The organism is Streptomyces sp. DT224, assembly GCF_049844595.1.
GTDB lineage: Bacteria > Actinomycetota > Actinomycetes > Streptomycetales > Streptomycetaceae > Streptomyces.
On record NZ_JBNCLI010000017.1, the window covers coordinates 12,724 to 31,132 of the forward strand.

Consider the following 18,409-nt stretch of genomic DNA (forward strand, 5'->3'; position numbering starts at 1 on the left):
AGGATATGCGTTTGTGGCAAACGATTCGAGCAACATCCAACAGGGCGTCATCGACCGACAGGGCGCCATCGGGTCGTACGCGGCGATTGGCGACAGCTTCACCGAGGGAGTCGGCGACCCCGGCCCCGACGGAACATTCGTCGGCTGGGCCGACCGGCTCGCGGTACTCCTCGCGGACCGGCTTCCCGAGCCCGGCACACCGACGGGCCCCGAGGGCTCGCCCGCTTCCGCGCACGGGAACTTCCGGTACGCCAATCTCGCCGTACGAGGACGCCTCCTCGACCAGATAGTCGAGGAGCAGGTGCCCCGCGCCAAGGAACTCGCCCCCGATCTGGTGAGCTTCTGCGCCGGGGGCAACGACATCATCCGGCCGGGCACCGACCCGGACGACGTGGCCGAACGCTTCGAGCGGGCGGTCGCCGACCTCACGCGGTCGGTCGGCACCGTCATGGTCACCACCGGCTTCGACACCCGTGGCGTCCCCGTGCTGCGCCATCTGCGCGGCAAGATCGCCACCTACACCGCTCACGTCCGGGCCATCGCCGACCGCTACGACTGCCCGGTCCTCGACCTCTGGTCGCTGCGCTCCGTGCAGGACCGGCGCGCCTGGGACGGCGACCGGCTCCACCTGTCGCCCGAGGGGCACACCCGGGTCGCGCTCCGCGCCGCCCAGGTCCTCGGCCTCGACGTGCCGGCCGACCCGGACCAGCCGTGGCCGCCACAGCCCCCGCGCGGCACGCTGGAGATCCGTCGCGACGACATCCACTGGGCGCGCGAGTACCTGGTCCCGTGGATCGGGCGGCGGCTGCGCGGCGAGTCCTCCGGGGACCACGTCGAGCCGAAGCGGCCGGACCTGCTGCCGCTCTGAACAGCCCCCGCTGTCCTCAGTCGCCCCGCGACCGCGTCGCGGCGACCGGGGACAGCGGCAGCGCCGCCGGGATCCGCTCCAGGACCCCGCCCGCGAAGACGTCGTACAGCGGCAGCGTCTCCAGGTGGACGTATCCGATGTGGCAGTCGCAGACGGCGAGCGGGCAGGCCCGCGGCCCCAGCGCCCGCCGATAGCTCCCGTCGTACAGATTGCCCAGCTCCGCCCGGACGAAGTGGCAGCGGCGCACCGTGCCGTCCCCGTCCACCGAGATCACCGACTCACCGGTCCGGCAGGGCAGCCCCGCCGAGCGGTGCGGATGGCGGCTGTACGGGAACAGCGGGTCGATCGCCGTCCACCGCTCCGCCTCCTCGTCCGTGTAGGTGTGCCCCTCCGCCGCGTTGACCCAGAGGTACACCTCGTCCGCGAGCGCCGCGCGCAGCCGCCGCGCCTCACCGAGATGGGCGTCGAACCCCACGACGCCCACGCTGTACCGGACCCCGAGGTCCTCCAGCTCCGCGCACCGGCCGAGGAAACGCTCGTACGGCGTCTGCCCCGGGTGGTACGTGCACCACAGCGCGATCCGCTCGCGGGCCGCCTCCGGCGCCTCGGCCAGCCACCGCGTCCGGCCGCTCAGATTCGTCTGGATCGCGACCCGGCGCACGTGCGGGAGGCCCGCCAGCTCCACGATCGCCCGGCGGTACCAGGAGCGCACCAGGCCCTCGCCCCACGGTGTGAACAGCACCGAGATCCGGTCACCGGTCTGCGCCGCCGCCCACGCGGTGAACCGTTCGAGCGCCGCCCGGTCGGCCCGCAGCTGCTCCGGGGTGTCGCGCCGCTTGGCGAACGGGCAGTACGGGCAGTCGTAGTCGCAGGAGGCGAGCGGGCCCCGGTAGAGAATGGTCAGGTCCACGGGTGACTCACTTCAGCTCGTACGCGGCCATCGCGGCCCGCACGGTGGGGGAGAAGAGCTCCGGGCCCAGCGCGTCGGAGTACGCCAGCCCCTCCGGCGACAGCCGCAGCAGTCCCTCGGCCGGGGCCCCGCCGTCGAGCCAGCCCCGGGCCCCGAACCGGGCCAGCTCCTCCGGGAAGTCCTCGTACGGCGAGGTGCCGAACCGCTCGCGGTACTCGGCCACGGGCATGCCCCGCGCCTGGAGCACCGACTGGAGGAGATGGCGGCGTCGTGCCTCGTCCCCGTCCGTGTACCGCCCGACCTCGGCGCGGGAGAAGTCCCCGGTGGCCGTGTAGGTGTCGATGATGCCCCGGACCTCGCTCGTCCCGACCGCGTAGTCGAAGGAGTAGTGCAGCCGCGAGGTGTAGGAACGGGCGCCGCAGCCCAGGCCGATCATGCCGTCCGTCTGGCAGGCGTAGTCGTCGGGCCCCTCCGCGCGCGGGGCGTCGGCGCGGCGGAACATCCGCATCGACACCTGCTCGTAGCCGTGGGCCAGGAGGTGGTCGCGACCGGCCCGGTACAGGCGCAGGCGCTGCTCGTCCCAGGCCGCGTCGGCCTCGCTCTTCGACAGCCGGCCCAGCGGGGTCAGCGGACGCTTGTAGAGCGGGTAGAGGTACAGCTCCTCCGGCCGCCAGCGCAGCGCGGCGTCCAGCGAGGTCTGCCAGGTGCGCTCGGTCTGGCCGTCGATGCCGTAGATCAGATCGATGTTGAGCACGGGTATCGCGGTGTCCCGGATGAGGCCGAGGGCCTGCTCCACGTCGGCCGCGTGCTGCGGGCGCACCGCCGCGCGCGCCTCGGCCTCCACGAAGCTCTGCACCCCGATGCTGATCCGGGTCGCGCCCCGCTCGGCGAGCACGGCCAGCCGGTCGGCCGTCGCGGTGGACGGGGACGTTTCCACGGAGAGCGGAACGGACCGCAGATCGGCGCCCATCCGCTTCTCCGCGATGTCGCACAGCCGCTCAAGCTCGCCCGCTGTCAGGAACGTGGGCGTGCCCCCGCCGAACGCCGCCGCCGCGAACCGCACCGGCTCACCGTCGCCCAGCGCCTCCCGTACGGTGCTCGCCTGCCGGTCCAGTGCGTCCAGATAACGCGAGGCCAGCTCGCCGGGGGCGCCGATCCGGGTGAAGAGGTTGCAGAAGCCGCAGCGGACCTCGCAGAACGGGATGTGCATATAGAGCGAGAGCGCGTCCTTGCGTTCCCCCGCCCACAGCTCGTGCAGCGCCGGCCGCCCGCCGGGCTGTCCGGCGAGCGGGCGGTACGCCGTCTTGTGCGGGTAGGCGTAGACATAGCTCTCGTACGGTCGGACGGTGTGCGTCAGAGTCATCGGGCGGCCCCCGGTTCCAGGAAGAAGTGGGCGTACGGGACGGTCCAGACGGACTCGTGGCCGAGCCGGTGACCGGTGTAGCCGCCGTCGCCGTAGGCCGTGCCGTGGTCGGAGCAGACGATGGCGAAGGTACGGCGGCGGCTGCTCGCGGCGGCGAAGAGCCGGCCGATGTGGGCGTCCACGTATTCCAGGGCGGCGGCGTGCGTCGCGCGGCTGTCACCGGTGTCCCGGGTCGCCCCGGGCCGGTGGAACCAGTTCGGCTGGTGGAGCGCGGAGACGTTGACGAAGAGGAAGAGCCGCCGGTCCGGCGGAAGGGCGGCGACCACCTCCTCGACGCGGGTCACCTGCGCCTCGAACGAGGTGGGCGAGGCCACACCGAACTCCGGCTCCCAGTGCGCCTCCTGGAACATCCCGGGGAGCACCGAGCCGAGAGGCCCCTGGAGGTTGAAGAAGCCGACACCGCCGACGCACACCGTGCGGTACCCCTCCTTCGCGAGCCCCGACACCAGGTCCGGGGTGTCGAACACGAAGGTGCGCTCCGCCGTGGTCTCGCTGCCGGCGAACCGGGCGGCGAACAGCCGGGGATGCGGACCGGGCGTGGCCGGGGTCGGCAGGAACCCCGCGAACATCGCCTGGTGGGAGGCGTACGTGAAGCTCCCCGGGGCATGCCGCTCCTCCCAGACACCGCCCGGCAGATGGCGGGCCAGGTTGGGGATGCGCCCGGCGGCGGCGAGCTCGGCCGCGACGTCGTACCGCAGGGTGTCCAGGGTGACGAACAGCAGGTCGTGGCTGCCCACGACCTCGCTCATATCGGGGTCCGAGCAGTGCTCGGAGACGTGCTCGGAGCTGTACTCAGGGGGTGGTGCTGACACGGTCGTTCCTTGCTCGTTCCAGTACGGCGGCGATCTGCGCCGCGTAGGTGTCCAGGCCCTCGGCACCGCCGCCGGGCAGGCCGGTGAGGTTCGGCAGCAGGTCCCCGAAGGCGTTGACCTCGGCGACGGCGAAGCGCCGCCAGCCGGCCAGCGGCAGCAGGTCGACGCCGACGCACAGGGTGTCCGGGAAGGCGGCGGCGGCCCGTTCGCAGATCGCCAGGGCATCGCCCCAACTGCCTCCCGCCGCCTCGACGGCCGCCCGCACCCCGGCCAGGTCGCCGCGCGCCCCGCCCAGGTGCAGATTGGTCATCGGTGAAGCGCTGGTGCGCACCACGGCGTGGGTGGCCCGGCCGGCGACCACGACGACGCGCAGGTCGGCGGCCCGGCCGCGCTGGGTGGCCTTGGGCAGCCAGCGCTCGATGTGCAGCCCGTCGGGCGCCAGCGCGTCGATCACCGCCGCGACCTCGCGCTCCGTCGTGCACCGGCGGACCCGCAGCGAGTTGTGGAGCCGGCCGGCCGGGTCCCGCTCGACGGAGGTGGCTGCCCGGACCCGGCCCCCGCCGGCCGTCTCCACGGCCAGCACACCGGAGGCCGAGGAGCCGTGCGCGGGCTTCACGAACACCCGGGGCATGCGGTGGGCGGCCATCAGGTCCCGTACGTCGTCCCAGCCGTGCACGGGGGCCCCGGCCGGTCCCGAGGTCGGCGAGGCGGGAACGGGCACCCCGGCCGCGTCCAGCAGCCCGTGGCACAGTCGCTTGTCGAAGAGCGCCGCGATGTCCGCCGGGGCGTCCAGCAGTTGTGCGCCGGCCTCCCGGGCGGCGCGCGCCACCTCGCGTACGGCGGCCGTGAACCGCTCGTACCAGAGGGCCGAACCCTCCACCCGCGTCGGGTCGTCGGCGTCGCGCAGCAGCCGGTCCACCTCCGCGTCCTCGCCCGGTGACTCGATGCGCACAGTCTCCCCGGGCAGGAAGCGCGCCCCGTCCCGCAGCACGCCGAGCCAGGGGACCGTACGCGCCTCGGGCAGGCCGGCGGCGGCCACCGCGTCCTGGAACAGGGCGACGCGGCGGCTGCCCGGGTTGCCGACGACCGCGAGGCGCGGCGGACCGCCGCTACTCACTGACCGCGACATAGCGGGGCTCGTCGTCCTCGGGATCCCAGTAGTCCGCCTCGGAGAGGTCGACGTGGACGTCGTAGCGCTCGGACAGGTGCCTGAAGCGCTCCATCACCGCGTTGCCGAGGTAGTGGTGGTGCAGGTCCAGGCCGCCGAGATGGGTGAGCGGCTGGCCTTCGAGCAGGGCCAGGCCCCCCGTGTCGCTGAGGGTGCCCATCGAGAGCGCCAGGAAGTCCAGTTGCGCGACGACCGGGGCGGAGGCGACCGCGACGGCGATCTCGTCCTGGATCTCGCTGTTCTGGAGTCCGAGATGACGCAGCCGGGGAAGGCCGCCCCCGGACAGCAGCGGGGCCAGGTCCGCCACCGTGGCGTCGCCGGAATACCACTGGGAGCCGAGCCACAGCTCCAGCCGCTCCAGCGCGGGCAGTTCACAGGCGCCGACCGCGCGCACGACATGGCCGGGCAGACCGCCGGACTCGAAGCGCAGGGCCTTCAACGCCTCGTGCCGCACGGGGTGCAGCTTCAGCGTCTCCTCGCCCAGCCCGCTGCCACCGCCCCGCACCACCAGCTCCTCCAGGCGCGGGAAGGCCTGGAGCACCGGCGTGATGTCGCACATCCGGAGCCACGAAACCTCGCACTCCTCGCCCACGACGTCGGCGAGGAACAGCGCGCGCAGCGCCGGGAAACGGGCCGCGTCCGAGGTGATCAGCTCCACCACGGGAGCCAGCGAGCTGTAGTCGCCGTGCCACCAGGGGCCGATCACCAGGGCACGGACCTGCGCCGGGTCGACCGTCTTAAGGAAGTGCTGCCAGAGAGTGGCGAACTCCTGCCCCTCCCAGCCGCAGTCCAGCCGCCAGGCCGTGGCGTCCGCCGCCGGCAGCGGGCGGTCGTCGCCCGGTTCCGGCAGGGTGAACACGGGCAGGTGATGGAAGGAGCAGGGGTGATCGATGTCGATCATCGCGCCGTCACTCCGACACCGTCACGTACCGGCCCGCCGGGCCCCGGTCGTCCCACGGCTCGCAGCGCTCCGAGAGGTCCACCCGCACCCCGTGCGGCGCCAGCGCCTCGGTGACGCGCTGCTCCATTGCCTCGGTGAGGAAGTGGTGGTGCAGGTCCAGCACGTCGAGATGGGTCAGCGGCTGGCCCTCCAGCAGGGCGGCCGCCCCCTCGTCGCCGAGCGTGCCACAGGACAGGTCCAGGGTCTTCAGCCGGGCCACCAGCGGGGCCGAGGCCACCGCGGCCGCGATCTCGTTCTGGATCTCGCTGTTGCGCAGGCCGAGATGATGCAGGGCCGGGAAGCGCGTCCCCGCCAGCAGCGGTGCCAGGTCCGACACGTCCGCGTCACCGCCGTAGGCCGAGACACCGAGCCACAGGTCCAGCTGCTCCAGCGCGGGCAGTTCGCTCTCCAGAACACCGCGCACCACCTCGCGCGGCAGCCCGCCCGTCTCGATGGTGAGCGCCCGCAGCCGCTCGTGCTTCGCGGCCGGGAACACCAGCTCGGAGCCGCCGCGCACGCCCAGCTCCACCAGCGCGGGGAAGGCGTCGAGCAGCGCCGTGACATCGCTCTGCTCGATCCAGGAGATCTCCGCCTCCTCCATCGTCAGGTCCCCGACGAACACGGCCTCCAGCGACGTCAGCCGGTCCGCGGCCGCGATGACGAGACCGATCGGATACGACGACTTCTCCTCGTACGACTCGCCCCACTGCCCGATGATCAGGGCCCGGACGCCCGCCGGATCGACCTCCGCCAGGAAGGCGTCGAACTCCTCCTCCCAGGTGCCCTCGTCCTCGTAGGCGTCGATCGACACCCGCCAGGCGGCGGCATCGGCGGCGGGCCGGGGGCCGCCGTCCGTGCCGGACTGGAAATCGACGGCCGGAAGGCCGAGCAACTCGTGCAGGTGGTCCACGGACATGCCCTGAGCTCCTGATGACGGCGACGGATTGATGTCCGCAAGGTCTATCAAGGCCCACTGACAACGCGGCGACCGCCCCCGCCCGGGGCGGCTGGAGGGCCGATTGTCAGACCCCCGCCGTAGCGTTTTCGTTGTGGCCGGCGCACCGGGTGCCGCCACGGAGGGGAGAGGTCCGTGTACCGGCAGGGCGATGTACTGATCGTGCCACTGGAGGAGTCGGCGGTGCCCACGCACCTCCTGGAGGCGACGGGCGAACTGCGCGACGCGCGGGGCCGGCTGGTGCTCGCGCTCGGCGAGGTGACCGGACACGCGCACGCCGTGCCGGGGCCCGGCCGGCTGATCCGGGAGGGCGGGGTCTTCGGCCCGATGCTGCTCCACCTGCCCGAGGGCGGGCGCGTGGTCCACGAGGAGCACGCGACGATCCCGCTGCCCCAGGGCTGGTTCCGCGTGGTGCGCCAGCGGGAGTACGCGCCGGGGGCGGTCCGCATCGTCGCCGACTGAGCGGCGGCGGGGACGGGCACGGCAGCGGGACCGCACGGTGCGGCAGCAGGGAATCACAGCGGAACAGCGGAAACAGGGGACGGGCAGAACGATGCAGTACGTGGACTCTTGGCGGGCCGTGGCGGCGGCGACGGGCGCGGCGGACCGGGCGGCCGCCGAGGACGGGGTGCGGCTCGCCTACCGTGGCGCGGGGCTCGCCGAGCCGGAGGAGTTCGTCTGGGCCGGCTCGCCCAGGGAGGCCGTGGAGGCCGTCGGCAAGCTGACCGACCCGGGGCGCTCCGTGCGCGACGAGGTGCGCACCCGCCCCTGGGCGGAGGAACGGCGCCGGGTGTACGACGCGTTGGGCCCGGCCGGCTGGTCCGCCCTCTGGTCGGCCACCGGGGCCCAGCTCTGGGAGACGACGGCGGGGCTCGCCGAGCGGATACGGGCCGGGGTGGTCGCCGATCTCGCCGGTGAGGACGCGGACGCCGAGTCCCGGGTGCGCCTGGTCCTGCTCGACGCGGTCCTCGGGCAGCACGACGCGGCGTGGCTCGCCGCGTTCGACGGCCGGGGCGACCGGCTCGACGGGCTGGCGGCGGTGGCGCGGAACGCGGGCTGGTGGTGGCCCTACGAGCGGGTCGTGGTGCTCTGCGAGCGCCCCGAGGCCCTGCACCGCGACGAGGCGGGCCGCCTCGACCGGGGCGACGGACCGGCGCTCTCCTACCCGGACGGCTTCGCCCTGTACTCCTGGCGCGGCATGCCCGTGCCCTCGGAGTTCCTGGACGAGCTGGCCGCGCTGACCCCGGAGCGCATCCGCTCCGAGGAGAACGCGGAGCTGCGCCGCGTGATGCTGGAGTACTACGGCTACGACCGCTATCTCACCGAGTCGGGCGCCGAACCGGTCCACCGCGACGAGACGGGCATCCTCTGGCGGATCGCGCTCTCCGGCGACGAGGACGTCGTCATGGTCGAGGTGGTCAACTCGACGCCCGAGCCGGACGGCACCCACCGCACGTACTGGCTCCGGGTGCCGCCCAGGACCAGGACGGCCAGGGAGGGCGTCGCCTGGACCTTCGGCCTCGACGGCGACGTCTACCAGCCGCTTCAGCAGACCTGACCGGGGGAGGGGGCCGGAGAAGGGAGGGGGAGCGCGTTCAGGCCGTCAGAGCCTCGTGGTCGATGCCCAGTTCACGGGCGAGTGCCTGCTCGGTCCACTCCAGCATCGTGGCCCGGGACAGCGGACCGTTGTACGAGGTCATCTGGACGGCCAGGCCGTCCAGCAGGGCGGTCAGCCGCCACGCCACGGACATCGGGTCGTCGCAGTGGAACTCGCCCGCCGCCGCCCCCTCCTCGATGACCTCGGCCAGCTCGGCCTTCCACTGCTGGTCGAGATCGCCGGCCACATCGCGCAGTGCCGGGTCGCGGAGGGAGGCCGCCCAGCCCTCGATCCACAGCCGCCAGCCCTTGGCCTGGCCCGTCGGCGCGTACCAGCGGACGGCCGCGCGCAGCCTGCGCACGGCGGTCGTGCGGCGGCTCAACAGCTTGCGCAGATGGGCGAGATCACACTCGGCGGCGTGTGCGAAGGCGGCCGCCACCAGTTTCTCCTTGGTGGAGAAGTGATAGAGCACGAGTGCGTTGCTCACCCCGAGCACGGACGCCACGTCGGCGATGCGCACGGCCGCGACACCGCGCACCTCGATCTGTTCGACGGCGGCACGCAGCAACTCCTCGCGCCGCTCCGCCACTCCCAACCGCACTCTTGCCACGCGGTCACCCTAACCAATGCCGGGCGCGGGCAGGCCCGGCGGACGGGCGCGGACAGCCGGCACCGGTCAGCGGTACCAGCCGAAGCGCTCGGCCATCACCGGCAGCCGGCCGGCGGCCACCGCGTGCGCCGCCGCCCGCGGTGTGCAGCCGTCCGCCGCCGCGCGGGCCAGCACCAGGCCCACCAGTTCGCGCATCGCGCGCCGGGTGTGCGCGAACGCCTCGTCCGCGTCGGCCCCGATGTCGCCGAACAGGGTCCACCACCACCAGGCGTTGGTCCCGGAGTTGACCACCACGTCGGGCAGCACGGTGATCCCGCGCGCCGCGAGCAGTGCCTCCGCCTCCGGCAGCACCGGCATGTTGGCGGCCTCCACAACCCAACGGGCCCTGATCCCGGCCTGGTTCACCGCGTCCACGGCGTAGGACACGGCGGCCGGGACGAGCACCTCCGCGTCCTGGACGAGCCAGGCGTCGGCCGGTAGCTCCCGGTCGGCGGCGCGCAGGGCGCCCCGGTCCACGGTGCCGTGCGCGTCGCGCGCGGCGAGCAGCGCCTCGACGTCGAGCCCGGCCGGGTTCGCGATCGTGCCCTTGACGTCGGCGACGGCGACCACCCGCAGCCCCGCCCGGGCCAGGAAGCGGGCGGTCGCCCCGCCCATGGTCCCGAGCCCCTGGAGCGCCACCCGCGCACCGTCGTGGGCGACCCCGTCCCGGTCCAGCGCGGCGAGCACCGCCTCGGCGACCCCGCAGCCCCCGACCAGCTCGTCCAGGCCGATGCCGTCCACCTCCAGGGCGAAGGCGTCGGCCAGCCGGCGCCGTGCCGCGGCCTCGTCCTCGAGCAGCGGGTAGACGGCCTGGACGGTGGACACCAGGCCCGCCTCCGCCGCCGCGCGGTCCACCAGGTCCTGGGAGAGGCCCAGGTCCTCACCGGTCGTCCAGACGCTCTCGATGTACGGGCGCATCGCCCGCAGGTAGCGGACCAGGACGCCGTACGCCGCCGGGTCGCGCGGGTCGCAGTCGATGCCGCCCTTCGCGCCGCCCAGCGGTATGTAGCGGGCCCCGGGCCGGTCCGCGTCGAAGTGCAGGGCCTCCTTCATCGTCATGCCCCGGGCCAGACCGGCCACCTCCTCCAGCGTGCAGCCCGGGCGCATCCGCAGGCCGCCGCTGGACACCCCGCGCACCAGCCGGTCGACCACGAGGTGGCCCCGGCAGCCGGTGGCGTGGTCGGTCCAGGTCAGTGAGATGAGCGGGGCGGGCGGGGACACCGGAGGCGTCGTCATCGGGAGTGCTCCTCGGTCACTGTCGGCGGGCGGTCCTGGGCGGGCGGTCCGGCGGGCCGGCGTCAGCCGCCGCATTACTGAATCGCGGGTCAGTATCGGGAGCCGGGGGCCGCCCTGTCAACGCGGCCTCGGCCGCCGTGCGGCCCCGGTGGCCGGAAGGCGCCGGTGCGCGAGCGGCGGGAGGCGCGGTTCCGGCTCCCCGGCGGGAGCGGGAGCGGGGGCCGCGTGCTCGGGGCGGGCATGTGTACGGACGGCGACGCGGCCAAGGCGGTCGGTGCGGAACGCCACCCACCCGGCTGTTCCGCTCTCGCACTGTCGTACCCCTTGTCCATAATGGGACGACCCCGACCCCTCAGGAGACCCCGTGACCGGCGCTGACCACAGGCTTCCGCTCCGCACCCGGCTGCGCGCGCTGCGCCCCGCTGCCTTCGGGGCCGACCCGGACGGCGCGCGCATGGAGCGCATCCGCCGTTCCCCCAACTTCGCCGACGGTGTCTTCCAGAACCCGGTGGGCGCGCGGATCAGACCCTCCGGTTCCACCCTGGACTTCGCCCGGGTCTACTTCCGCAAGGAGGAGCGGGTGCTCAGGGCCCCGGCTGCCCCGGTCCCCGTGCACGCCACGACCGTCGCCGACCTCGCCAAGCCGCCGGCCTCCGGGCTCCGGATCACCTGGATGGGGCATTCCGGCGTCCTCGCCGAGATCGACGGCCGGCGCGTGCTGTTCGACCCGGTCTGGGGCGAGCGCTGCTCCCCCTTCGCTTTCGCCGGCCCCCGGCGCCTGCACCCGGCCCCCGTGCCGCTCGGTGCCCTGGGGCCGGTCGACGTGGTGGTGATCTCGCACGACCACTACGATCACCTGGACCTCCCGACGATCCGCGCCCTGGCCCGCACGGACACGGTCTTCGCGGTTCCGCTCGGCGTCGGCGCGCATCTGGAGCGCTGGGGCGTCGCGCCCGGCCGGCTCCGCGAGCTCGACTGGAACGAGACCACCACGGTCGCCGGGATCAGCCTCACCGCAACCCCCGCCCGCCACTTCTGCGGACGGGGCCTGCGCAACCAGCAGCACACGCTCTGGGCCTCCTGGGCCGTCGCCGGACCCGGGCACCGGATCTACCACAGCGGCGACACCGGGTACTTCTCCGGCTTCCGGACCATCGGCGCCGAGCACGGTCCGTTCGACGCGACCATGATCCAGATCGGGGCGTACAGCCAGTACTGGCCCAAGGACCGTACGGACGACATGCCCGAGCCGGGCGCCTGGCCGGACATCCACATGAGCCCCGACGAGGGCGTGCGCGCCCACCTCGACCTCCAGGGCGACGACCCCGCGGCGGGTGTCATGCTGCCGATCCACTGGGGGACGTTCAACCTCGCGCTGCACCCGTGGGCCGAGCCCGCCGAATGGTCGATGCGCGCCACCCGGTCCGTGGGCGTCACCATGGTCTCCCCGCGCCCCGGCCAGCCGTTCGAGCCCGCCGATCCGCCGCCCGTCGAGCCGTGGTGGCGCGACGTGGCGGCCGAGCCCGCCCCCGGCTGGGGCAACTGGCCCCCGGTCCACGTACCACTGCACGATCCGGCGGCCGCCGCCCGCGAACCCGGCCGGGAACGCGACCGGACACCTCAGCCCTGAGACCGGGCGGCTCACGTTCCAGGCAGGCCCCCTCGATCCGCGTCGAGGGGGCCTGCGCGCGTCCGCGCCCCGGAAACGGGCCCGTCGGAATCGGTCGCCCGTACGAGCGCTCATACCAGAGCGGGACGGATGGCGGGCAAGTTCCACAACTGCCCATCGCGCCCGCACTTCTGGCGACTACCGTGTGTGCCCGGTGATCAACGGTGGGCTCATATTCTCCGGGCCTGCCCGGCCGATGACCCGAGAATGCCCGACCACCGTAGGTGCCACCACGTGAACGCAGATGCCTGGGGCCCCACGTACCGAGGACGCTGATGTCTCAACTTCGCGCACCCGACGCGCGACCGGACCGACGAGAGGGCGGGCGGCACGGCCGAACGGGCGCCCGTTCCCACTCGGCCGCGGCCAGACCGCGCGCCGCCCGCCCGACCCCCGAGGTGCGCATGCGCCCTCAACTCCTGCGCACCGCCGTGCTGCCGGCCCTCGCGGTCGCCCTCGCCGGCGCCGCGGCCGTCGTGTTCACCGCCCGCGCGGGCCACGCACGCCCGTCCACGGAACTATGGATCGCCCTCGGCTCGGCGGCCGCCCTCGCGCTCACCGCGGTCCTCGCCGCCTTCCTGGCCGCCAACCGGGCCGCCACGACGGTCTTCGGCCGCTGCCTCGCGCTGCGCCGGACCAGCGCCCAGAGCCAGGCCGAACTGCAGCGCGTCGTGGAACAGCTGCGCAACGGCGAGCCCGTTCCCGTCCGGCGCGCCCCGCAGAGCCCGCCGCCCGGCGGCGACCCCTTCGAGCTGCTGGCCCAGGAGCTGGGCCGCCAGCAGGAGGCCGCCGTGGTCGCGGTCGTCGAGGCTTCCCGGCTCTCCGAGTCCAGCGGCGAGGACCAGAAGGTCGAGGTCTTCGTCAACCTCGCCCGCCGCCTCCAGTCGCTCGTGCACCGCGAGATCCAGCTGCTGGACGAGCTGGAGAACGAGGTCGAGGACCCCGACCTGCTCAAGGGCCTCTTCCACGTCGACCACCTCGCCACCCGCATCCGCCGCCACGCCGAGAACCTCGCCGTGCTCGGCGGCGCCGTCTCCCGCCGCCAGTGGAGCAACCCGGTCACCATGACCGAGGTGCTGCGCTCGGCGATCGCCGAGGTCGAGCAGTACCCCCGGGTCAAGCTGGTCCCCCCGATCGACGGCACCCTGCGCGGGCACGCCGTGGCCGACGTCATCCACCTCCTCGCCGAACTCGTGGAGAACGCCACGGTGTTCTCCGCTCCGCACACCCAGGTCCTGCTGCGCGCCCAGCGCGTCACCGCCGGGCTCGCACTGGAGGTCGAGGACCGCGGACTCGGCATGCCGGGCGACGAGCAGAAGCGGATGAACGCCTTGCTCACCGACCCCGACCAGGTCAATGTCGCCCGCCTCCTCCAGGACGGCCGCATCGGCCTGTTCGTGGTCGCCTCGCTGGCCCGGCGGCACGGCATCGCCGTACGGCTGCAGAGCAACATCTACGGAGGCACCCAGGCCGTCCTGGTCCTCCCGCAGACCCTGCTCGGCGCCGACGAGGACGCCGGCGGTGCGGCCGAGGAGGCGCCCGTCCCGCCCCCCGGCCCCGTGCACCGCCCGCCGCCCCTGGAGGACCGCCCGGCACCCCGCGAGCCGGCGCCCGCCCCCGAGCCGGAACGCCGGCCCTACGTCCCCAGCCAGCAGCCCGGCCCGCACCGCACCCCGCCCCAGCCCGGCCCGGGCCGCCAGGGCGAGGCCCCGCCCCTGCCCCTCCGCGCCGAGCGCACGGACCGCCCGGCGGACCACGTACCGCCCGACGACCGGACCGGACCGGGGACCGCGGCCGACCGGCCCCTGCTGCCCAGACGCGCCAACCAGGAGCACCTGGTCCCGCAGCTCAGGGAGGCCCCCGCGCCCAGGTCCGGGGAGGAAACCGTCCTGCACGACCCCGGGCTCGTCGCCGCCTTCCGGCGCGGGATCGACCTCGCCGAGGCCCGGGCCGAGGCCGAGCAGGAGCCCGCGACGGATCCACCGGCCGGTGCCACGCACAGGACGACGGCCGACCAGCTCGGCGCGCCGGCCCGGCCGCTCCCCGTCCGGGGCGCCGCCCCCGCGCAACTGCGCGGAGCCGGTCCCCGCCCCGGCGACCACGACCCACTCGCAGTGAACCCCATCAAGGAGTGAATGCCCCATGGCGACCGATATGCCGTCCGGTCAGGCCTCGGACCTCGACTGGCTGCTGAGCGGCCTGGTCCAGCGCGTGCCGTACACCCGCAGCGCGGTCCTGCTCTCCGCCGACGGGCTGGTGAAGTCCCTTCACGGCATGGACGCCGACAGCGCCGACCACATGGCGGCGCTGGCGGCCGGCCTCTACTCGCTCGGCCGCAGCGCCGGAGCGAGGTTCGGGGACAACGGCGAGGTCCGGCAGGTGGTCGTGGAGCTCGACTCGACGCTCCTCTTCGTCGCCACCGCCGGCTCCGGCACCTGTCTGGCCGTCCTCGCCGGCCGCAACGCCGACGCCGCCGTCCTCGGCTACGAGATGACCATGCTGGTGAAGAGTGTGCGGCCCTATCTGATGACCCCGGTGAGACAGACGGCCGGGACACCGGGCACCGCGGGGCTGTGACCATGGCGGTCACCCAGGACGGGCCGCTGCTCGACGACGCCGCGGGCCGCCTCATCCGCCCCTACACGGTGAGCAACGGCCGTACCCGTCCCACGGCCGTGCTCGACCTGCTGTCCCTCGTGATGGCCACCGGGAGCGTTCCGCAGACCCACCTCGGCCCCGAGCACTCGGTGGCCCTGGGCCTCTGCGAGGGCCCCACGTCGGTGGCCGAGATCGCCGCACACCTCCGGCTGCCCGCCGTCGTGACCAAGGTCCTCCTCTCCGACCTGGTCGACTGCGGTGCCGTCACCGCCCACGCGCCCGCCTTCCATGACACGCCCACCGACCGACATCTGCTGGAGGCAGTGCTCGATGGCTTACGACGACAGCTCTGACGGCTACGGCTACCCGGACGGCTCCGGCTATGGCTACGGCTACGCGGACGACGGTTCCGGAGGCGGGTACGGGCAGGACACCGCCACCGCCGCACACACCACGCCGCCGGCCGCGCCCGAGGGCTTCCCCGTCGCGTTGAAGGTGCTGGTCGCCGGCGGATTCGGGGTCGGCAAGACGACATTCGTCGGCGCCGTCAGCGAGATCGCGCCGCTGAGCACGGAGGAACTGCTGACCCAGGCGAGCGCCGCGACCGACAGCCTGGAGGGCGTCGAGTCGAAGACCTCCACCACCGTGGCGATGGACTTCGGCCGCATCACGCTGGACGACCAGCATGTGCTGTACCTGTTCGGCACACCGGGCCAGGAACGCTTCTGGTTCATGTGGGACGAACTCTCGCAGGGCGCGCTGGGAGCGGTCGTGATCGCGGACACCCGCAGGCTGGAGGAGTGCTTCGCGGCCGTCGACTTCTTCGAGCGGCGCGGCATCGGGTTCGTCGTCGCCGTCAACGAGTTCGACGGCGCCTACCGCTACGGCCCCGAGGAGGTACGGGCCGCGCTCGACCTGTCGCCCGAGGTGCCGGTGGTCCTCTGCGACGCCCGCATGGCCAGCTCCGGCACGGGCACCCTCGTGACACTGGTCCAGCACCTCATCAACGCCACCGACGACGCCGTGCCGCTCCCCGGGCACGCCGGATTCGGGGCCCGGTCGTGATCCCGCGCGCCGCCGGGCGGCTGCTGCTGACCCCCGTGGACAGCGAGGCGCCCGCCCGCACCCGTCGGCTGCGCAGCCTCGGCCTCGGGGAGCGGGAGGACGCCTCGTTCGACAACTTCGACGCCTTCGCCGACCGGGTGGCCGAAGTGACGGGCGTGCCGTTCTCGATGGTCAACTTCATCGACGGCAACCGCCAGTTCTACGCGGGACTGCACACCCCCGCCGGGACCCGCAAGGGCTCGGACCTGGGGGCCACCGCGGCGGGGAGCGGCCGCAACGGCCGGTACGTGGCCCTCGACCACGGCTACTGCCCGCACGTGGTCGTCCGGCGCAAGGCGCTCGTCCTGGAGGACGTCTGCGACTACCCGCGCTTCGCGGGCAACCCGGTCGTGGACGACATAGGCATCCGCTCCTACCTGGGGGCACCGCTCATCGACCGCACCGGAATCGCCCTGGGCGCCGTCTGCGCCGTGGACACCGTGCCCCGCCCCTGGGGAAGGGCGGGGCTCGACACCATCAAGTCCCTGGCGAGGGAGATCGTCAGCCATCTCGACCGCAGGGAGGACCACGCCCCCCGCTTCTGATCAGACCTCGACCGTGCGGCCGTCCAGGAAGCCCAGCGTCACCGCGTCCCCGGCCACCCGCACCCGTACGGCCGAGCGCAGCGCCTCCGGGTGGACGCTGTCCCGGGACAGCACCACGAGCGTGACATGGACGGTGACGCCGCCCGGGTGGGGAGTGCCGCGCAGATACGGGACCGCCGAGTGCGGTCCGTACGCGTTGGCCTCGACGTCCCGAGCCACCTCGGCGTCCTCGGGCCCGCCGTCCCAGCCGTACAGCCCGACCACCGCGCTGGACAGGCCGTCGGCGGTCCGGGCGAGCGCCCAGCCGGGCCCCGAGGCGGCGAACGGGCTCGTCCGGTGCGCCACGGCGTGACCGCCCTCCCGGACCACGGCGCCCTCGGGCGCCTCGACCCGGTGGACCCGGATCTCCCACGGGCCGTGCAGCACGCTCGTCGTGGAGATCCGGTACGCGCGCGCGTCGCCGGGCAGCCGGGCCGCCGACCAGGACGCGGCGACGCGGTCCTCGCAGCGGAGCGGGTGGATGCGGCGCCGCCGGGACGGGGTGCCGTCCGGGGCCAGCAGCGCCAGGTGGTTGTCGATGTTCCGGGTGAAGGCGTGCGGCGCGGACTCCGGGGCGGTCGCCGTCGAGTACGCCAGCTTCGCGTAGTGCGGATCGTCGTCGCCCGCCCCCGCGTCCGGGTCGGTGTCGCCCGCTTCCGGGAGAGGGTGGTGGTCACTGCCGTGGTTGACGAGCCGGACGATCCCGTCGTGCCGGGTGCCGTGCAGGAGCCAGCCCGGCGCCGGCAGGGCGGTGTACGTGTCGGACTCCTCGACGGGCAGAGGCAGTTCGCGCGCCGTCCATACCTCGTGGCCTGGCGGGAGCAGCAGCCCGAGGAAGCCCTTGCTCGCCCAGTACGGTGACGCCGGACCGGAGTACGGCTGTGTGGTGGGCAGGAACGTGTCGTACCAGCCGAGCGTCAGCAGCCCCCGTTCGTCGGGCACCCCGCGCTCCGCGAAGTGGCGCAGCGCCCCGGAGGCGAGGCGGCGGGTGAGCCCGGGCGCGAGCGGGGTGCAGTCCGCGAGGGCGCCCATCCACACCGGGGCCAGCGCCGCGAAGCGGTAGCAGAGTGACCGGCCCTGGTGGACCGGGGCGCCGTCCCCGCCGAAGAAGCGGGGATAGTCCTCCAGGAAGCGGCCGAGGCGTTCCCGGTAGACGGCGGCCCGGCCCCCGTCGCCGTCCGGGCCGGCGATCCGCGCCCACAGCAGCGGGTACAGATGCATGGCCCAGCCGATGTAGTAGTCGAAGTTGCGCCCGCTGCCGTCGGTGTACCAGCCGTCACCGACGTACCAGTCCTCGATCCTGTCGAGGCCGCCCTCGATGTCGGACCGGCTGTACGGGGCGCCGACCGAAGCCAGGAACTGCTCCGAAACGACTTGGAAGAGGCGCCAGTTGTTGTCCCAGGTGCGTCCGCCGACGAAGCCGGAGAACCAGTCGGCGACCCGCTCCTGCACCCCTGCGTCGAGCCGGTCCCAGATCCACGGCCGGGTCTCGTGCAGCGCGATCGCGACGGACGCCGCCTCCACGAGCTGCTGCGAGCAGTCCGTGAGGCGCGGCCACGCCTCCCCGCTCCCCGGGTCGGTGCCCGCGGCGAGCCCCGCCGCGTACCGCTCGGTCAGCGCGGGGTCGACCGCCCCGCCCGCGCCCGCGATCCGGAACGCGGCCAGCAGGAACGACCGGGCGAAACCCTCCAGCCCGTCCGACACGACACCGGACCAGCTGTTCCGGCCGGGCAGCCGGTACTGGGCGAAGCCCGGTGTCGCGTACGGCGTCAGCGCGTCCAGCATCCGGTCGGCGGTCGCCTCCCAGTGGGCCCGGGTCCAGCCGGTGCGGGAGGACAGGATCCGGTCGGTGGGCGGCAGGTGCAGATGCGGGGCGACGGACATGGCGGTGGTGCT

At 73.9% G+C, this 18,409-nt stretch carries 18 protein-coding genes; 9 read left to right on the plus strand and 9 right to left on the minus strand.

All coding sequences use genetic code 11. The features are described 5' to 3' along the window. Positions 1-13 precede the first annotated feature (13 nt). Positions 14-868 (plus strand): SGNH/GDSL hydrolase family protein, encoded by an 855-nt coding sequence (locus ACLQ2N_RS33185; protein ID WP_425819035.1) that lies wholly within the window; start codon positions 14-16, stop codon positions 866-868. Positions 869-884: 16 nt separating this feature from the next. On the opposite strand, the gene ACLQ2N_RS33190 is transcribed toward ACLQ2N_RS33185, so the two are convergent. Genes ACLQ2N_RS33190 through ACLQ2N_RS33215 form a run of 6 tightly spaced genes read right to left on the minus strand, consistent with a single transcriptional unit; the run spans position 885 to position 7,037 of the window. Next, a complete protein-coding gene (locus tag ACLQ2N_RS33190; protein WP_425819037.1) occupies positions 885-1,778 on the minus strand; it encodes an STM4011 family radical SAM protein in 894 nt (297 codons plus the stop codon). A gap of 7 nt (positions 1,779-1,785) precedes the next feature. After that, on the minus strand, positions 1,786-3,141 hold the full coding sequence (locus ACLQ2N_RS33195; RefSeq protein ID WP_425819039.1) for an STM4012 family radical SAM protein: 1,356 nt from the start codon (positions 3,139-3,141) through the stop codon (positions 1,786-1,788). Continuing rightward, complete coding sequence (locus ACLQ2N_RS33200) at positions 3,138-3,950, minus strand: STM4013/SEN3800 family hydrolase (protein ID WP_425819208.1); 813 nt, start codon at positions 3,948-3,950, stop codon at positions 3,138-3,140. The genes ACLQ2N_RS33195 and ACLQ2N_RS33200 overlap by 4 nt, the downstream gene beginning before the upstream one ends. 43 nt (positions 3,951-3,993) lie before the next feature. After that, positions 3,994-5,142, minus strand: a complete 1,149-nt coding sequence (locus ACLQ2N_RS33205) for an STM4014 family protein (protein WP_425819041.1) — start codon at positions 5,140-5,142, stop codon at positions 3,994-3,996. Further along, positions 5,123-6,082: an STM4015 family protein gene (locus tag ACLQ2N_RS33210; protein WP_425819043.1), complete on the minus strand. Its 960-nt coding sequence runs from the start codon at positions 6,080-6,082 to the stop codon at positions 5,123-5,125. The genes ACLQ2N_RS33205 and ACLQ2N_RS33210 overlap by 20 nt, the downstream gene beginning before the upstream one ends. A gap of 7 nt (positions 6,083-6,089) precedes the next feature. Continuing rightward, complete coding sequence (locus ACLQ2N_RS33215; RefSeq protein WP_425819045.1) at positions 6,090-7,037, minus strand: STM4015 family protein; 948 nt, start codon at positions 7,035-7,037, stop codon at positions 6,090-6,092. Between the two features lie 174 nt (positions 7,038-7,211). On the opposite strand from ACLQ2N_RS33215, the gene ACLQ2N_RS33220 reads away from it, so the two are divergent. Next, positions 7,212-7,538, plus strand: coding sequence for a hypothetical protein (locus ACLQ2N_RS33220; RefSeq protein ID WP_425819047.1), 327 nt, complete (start codon positions 7,212-7,214; stop codon positions 7,536-7,538). A gap of 91 nt (positions 7,539-7,629) precedes the next feature. Beyond that, entirely contained in the window at positions 7,630-8,634 is a 1,005-nt protein-coding gene (locus tag ACLQ2N_RS33225; RefSeq protein WP_425819049.1) for a DUF6745 domain-containing protein, read from the plus strand. A 37-nt stretch (positions 8,635-8,671) separates the two neighbouring features. On the opposite strand, the gene ACLQ2N_RS33230 is transcribed toward ACLQ2N_RS33225, so the two are convergent. Both ACLQ2N_RS33230 and ACLQ2N_RS33235 read right to left on the minus strand, forming a co-directional pair. After that, positions 8,672-9,262, minus strand: coding sequence for a TetR/AcrR family transcriptional regulator (locus tag ACLQ2N_RS33230; RefSeq protein WP_425819210.1), 591 nt, complete (start codon positions 9,260-9,262; stop codon positions 8,672-8,674). Between the two features lie 87 nt (positions 9,263-9,349). Further along, positions 9,350-10,558 carry a Glu/Leu/Phe/Val dehydrogenase dimerization domain-containing protein gene (locus ACLQ2N_RS33235; protein WP_425819051.1) on the minus strand — a complete coding sequence of 403 codons (1,209 nt, stop codon included), beginning with the start codon at positions 10,556-10,558 and terminating at the stop codon, positions 9,350-9,352. Positions 10,559-10,922: 364 nt separating this feature from the next. Here ACLQ2N_RS33235 and ACLQ2N_RS33240 point away from each other — a divergent pair, with 364 nt between their 5' ends. From ACLQ2N_RS33240 to ACLQ2N_RS33265, 6 genes are all read left to right on the plus strand, one after another. Next, positions 10,923-12,188 (plus strand): MBL fold metallo-hydrolase, encoded by a 1,266-nt coding sequence (locus tag ACLQ2N_RS33240; protein WP_425819053.1) that lies wholly within the window; start codon positions 10,923-10,925, stop codon positions 12,186-12,188. Between the two features lie 314 nt (positions 12,189-12,502). Then, positions 12,503-14,362 (plus strand): sensor histidine kinase, encoded by a 1,860-nt coding sequence (locus ACLQ2N_RS33245; protein WP_425819055.1) that lies wholly within the window; start codon positions 12,503-12,505, stop codon positions 14,360-14,362. A 7-nt stretch (positions 14,363-14,369) separates the two neighbouring features. After that, the gene (locus ACLQ2N_RS33250; RefSeq protein ID WP_425819057.1) at positions 14,370-14,804 is read left to right on the plus strand and encodes a roadblock/LC7 domain-containing protein; all 435 of its coding nucleotides are present in this window, start codon (positions 14,370-14,372) and stop codon (positions 14,802-14,804) included. Between the two features lie 2 nt (positions 14,805-14,806). Then, positions 14,807-15,178, plus strand: coding sequence for a DUF742 domain-containing protein (locus tag ACLQ2N_RS33255; RefSeq protein ID WP_361021156.1), 372 nt, complete (start codon positions 14,807-14,809; stop codon positions 15,176-15,178). Then, entirely contained in the window at positions 15,156-15,890 is a 735-nt protein-coding gene (locus tag ACLQ2N_RS33260) for a GTP-binding protein (RefSeq protein ID WP_425819059.1), read from the plus strand. The genes ACLQ2N_RS33255 and ACLQ2N_RS33260 overlap by 23 nt, the downstream gene beginning before the upstream one ends. Continuing rightward, positions 15,887-16,474: a GAF domain-containing protein gene (locus tag ACLQ2N_RS33265; RefSeq protein WP_425819061.1), complete on the plus strand. Its 588-nt coding sequence runs from the start codon at positions 15,887-15,889 to the stop codon at positions 16,472-16,474. The genes ACLQ2N_RS33260 and ACLQ2N_RS33265 overlap by 4 nt, the downstream gene beginning before the upstream one ends. On the opposite strand, the gene ACLQ2N_RS33270 is transcribed toward ACLQ2N_RS33265, so the two are convergent. Continuing rightward, positions 16,475-18,397, minus strand: coding sequence for a DUF2264 domain-containing protein (locus ACLQ2N_RS33270; RefSeq protein WP_425819063.1), 1,923 nt, complete (start codon positions 18,395-18,397; stop codon positions 16,475-16,477). Positions 18,398-18,409: the final 12 nt, after the last annotated feature.

Excerpts from the sequence above, each read along its gene's own strand:
- ACLQ2N_RS33245 (WP_425819055.1), top strand. The coding sequence starts at position 12,503 with ATGTCTCAACTTCGCGCACCCGACGCGCGACCGGACCGACGAGAGGGC.
- ACLQ2N_RS33255 (WP_361021156.1), top strand. The coding sequence starts at position 14,807 with ATGGCGGTCACCCAGGACGGGCCGCTGCTCGACGACGCCGCGGGCCGC.
- ACLQ2N_RS33260 (WP_425819059.1), top strand. The coding sequence starts at position 15,156 with ATGGCTTACGACGACAGCTCTGACGGCTACGGCTACCCGGACGGCTCC.
- ACLQ2N_RS33235 (WP_425819051.1), bottom strand. The coding sequence starts at position 10,558 with ATGACGACGCCTCCGGTGTCCCCGCCCGCCCCGCTCATCTCACTGACC.
- ACLQ2N_RS33195 (WP_425819039.1), bottom strand. The coding sequence starts at position 3,141 with ATGACTCTGACGCACACCGTCCGACCGTACGAGAGCTATGTCTACGCC.
- ACLQ2N_RS33210 (WP_425819043.1), bottom strand. The coding sequence starts at position 6,082 with ATGATCGACATCGATCACCCCTGCTCCTTCCATCACCTGCCCGTGTTC.
- ACLQ2N_RS33215 (WP_425819045.1), bottom strand. The coding sequence starts at position 7,037 with ATGTCCGTGGACCACCTGCACGAGTTGCTCGGCCTTCCGGCCGTCGAT.
- ACLQ2N_RS33225 (WP_425819049.1), top strand. The coding sequence starts at position 7,630 with ATGCAGTACGTGGACTCTTGGCGGGCCGTGGCGGCGGCGACGGGCGCG.
- ACLQ2N_RS33250 (WP_425819057.1), top strand. The coding sequence starts at position 14,370 with ATGGCGACCGATATGCCGTCCGGTCAGGCCTCGGACCTCGACTGGCTG.
- ACLQ2N_RS33270 (WP_425819063.1), bottom strand. The coding sequence starts at position 18,397 with ATGTCCGTCGCCCCGCATCTGCACCTGCCGCCCACCGACCGGATCCTG.
- ACLQ2N_RS33205 (WP_425819041.1), bottom strand. The coding sequence starts at position 5,142 with ATGTCGCGGTCAGTGAGTAGCGGCGGTCCGCCGCGCCTCGCGGTCGTC.
- ACLQ2N_RS33200 (WP_425819208.1), bottom strand. The coding sequence starts at position 3,950 with ATGAGCGAGGTCGTGGGCAGCCACGACCTGCTGTTCGTCACCCTGGAC.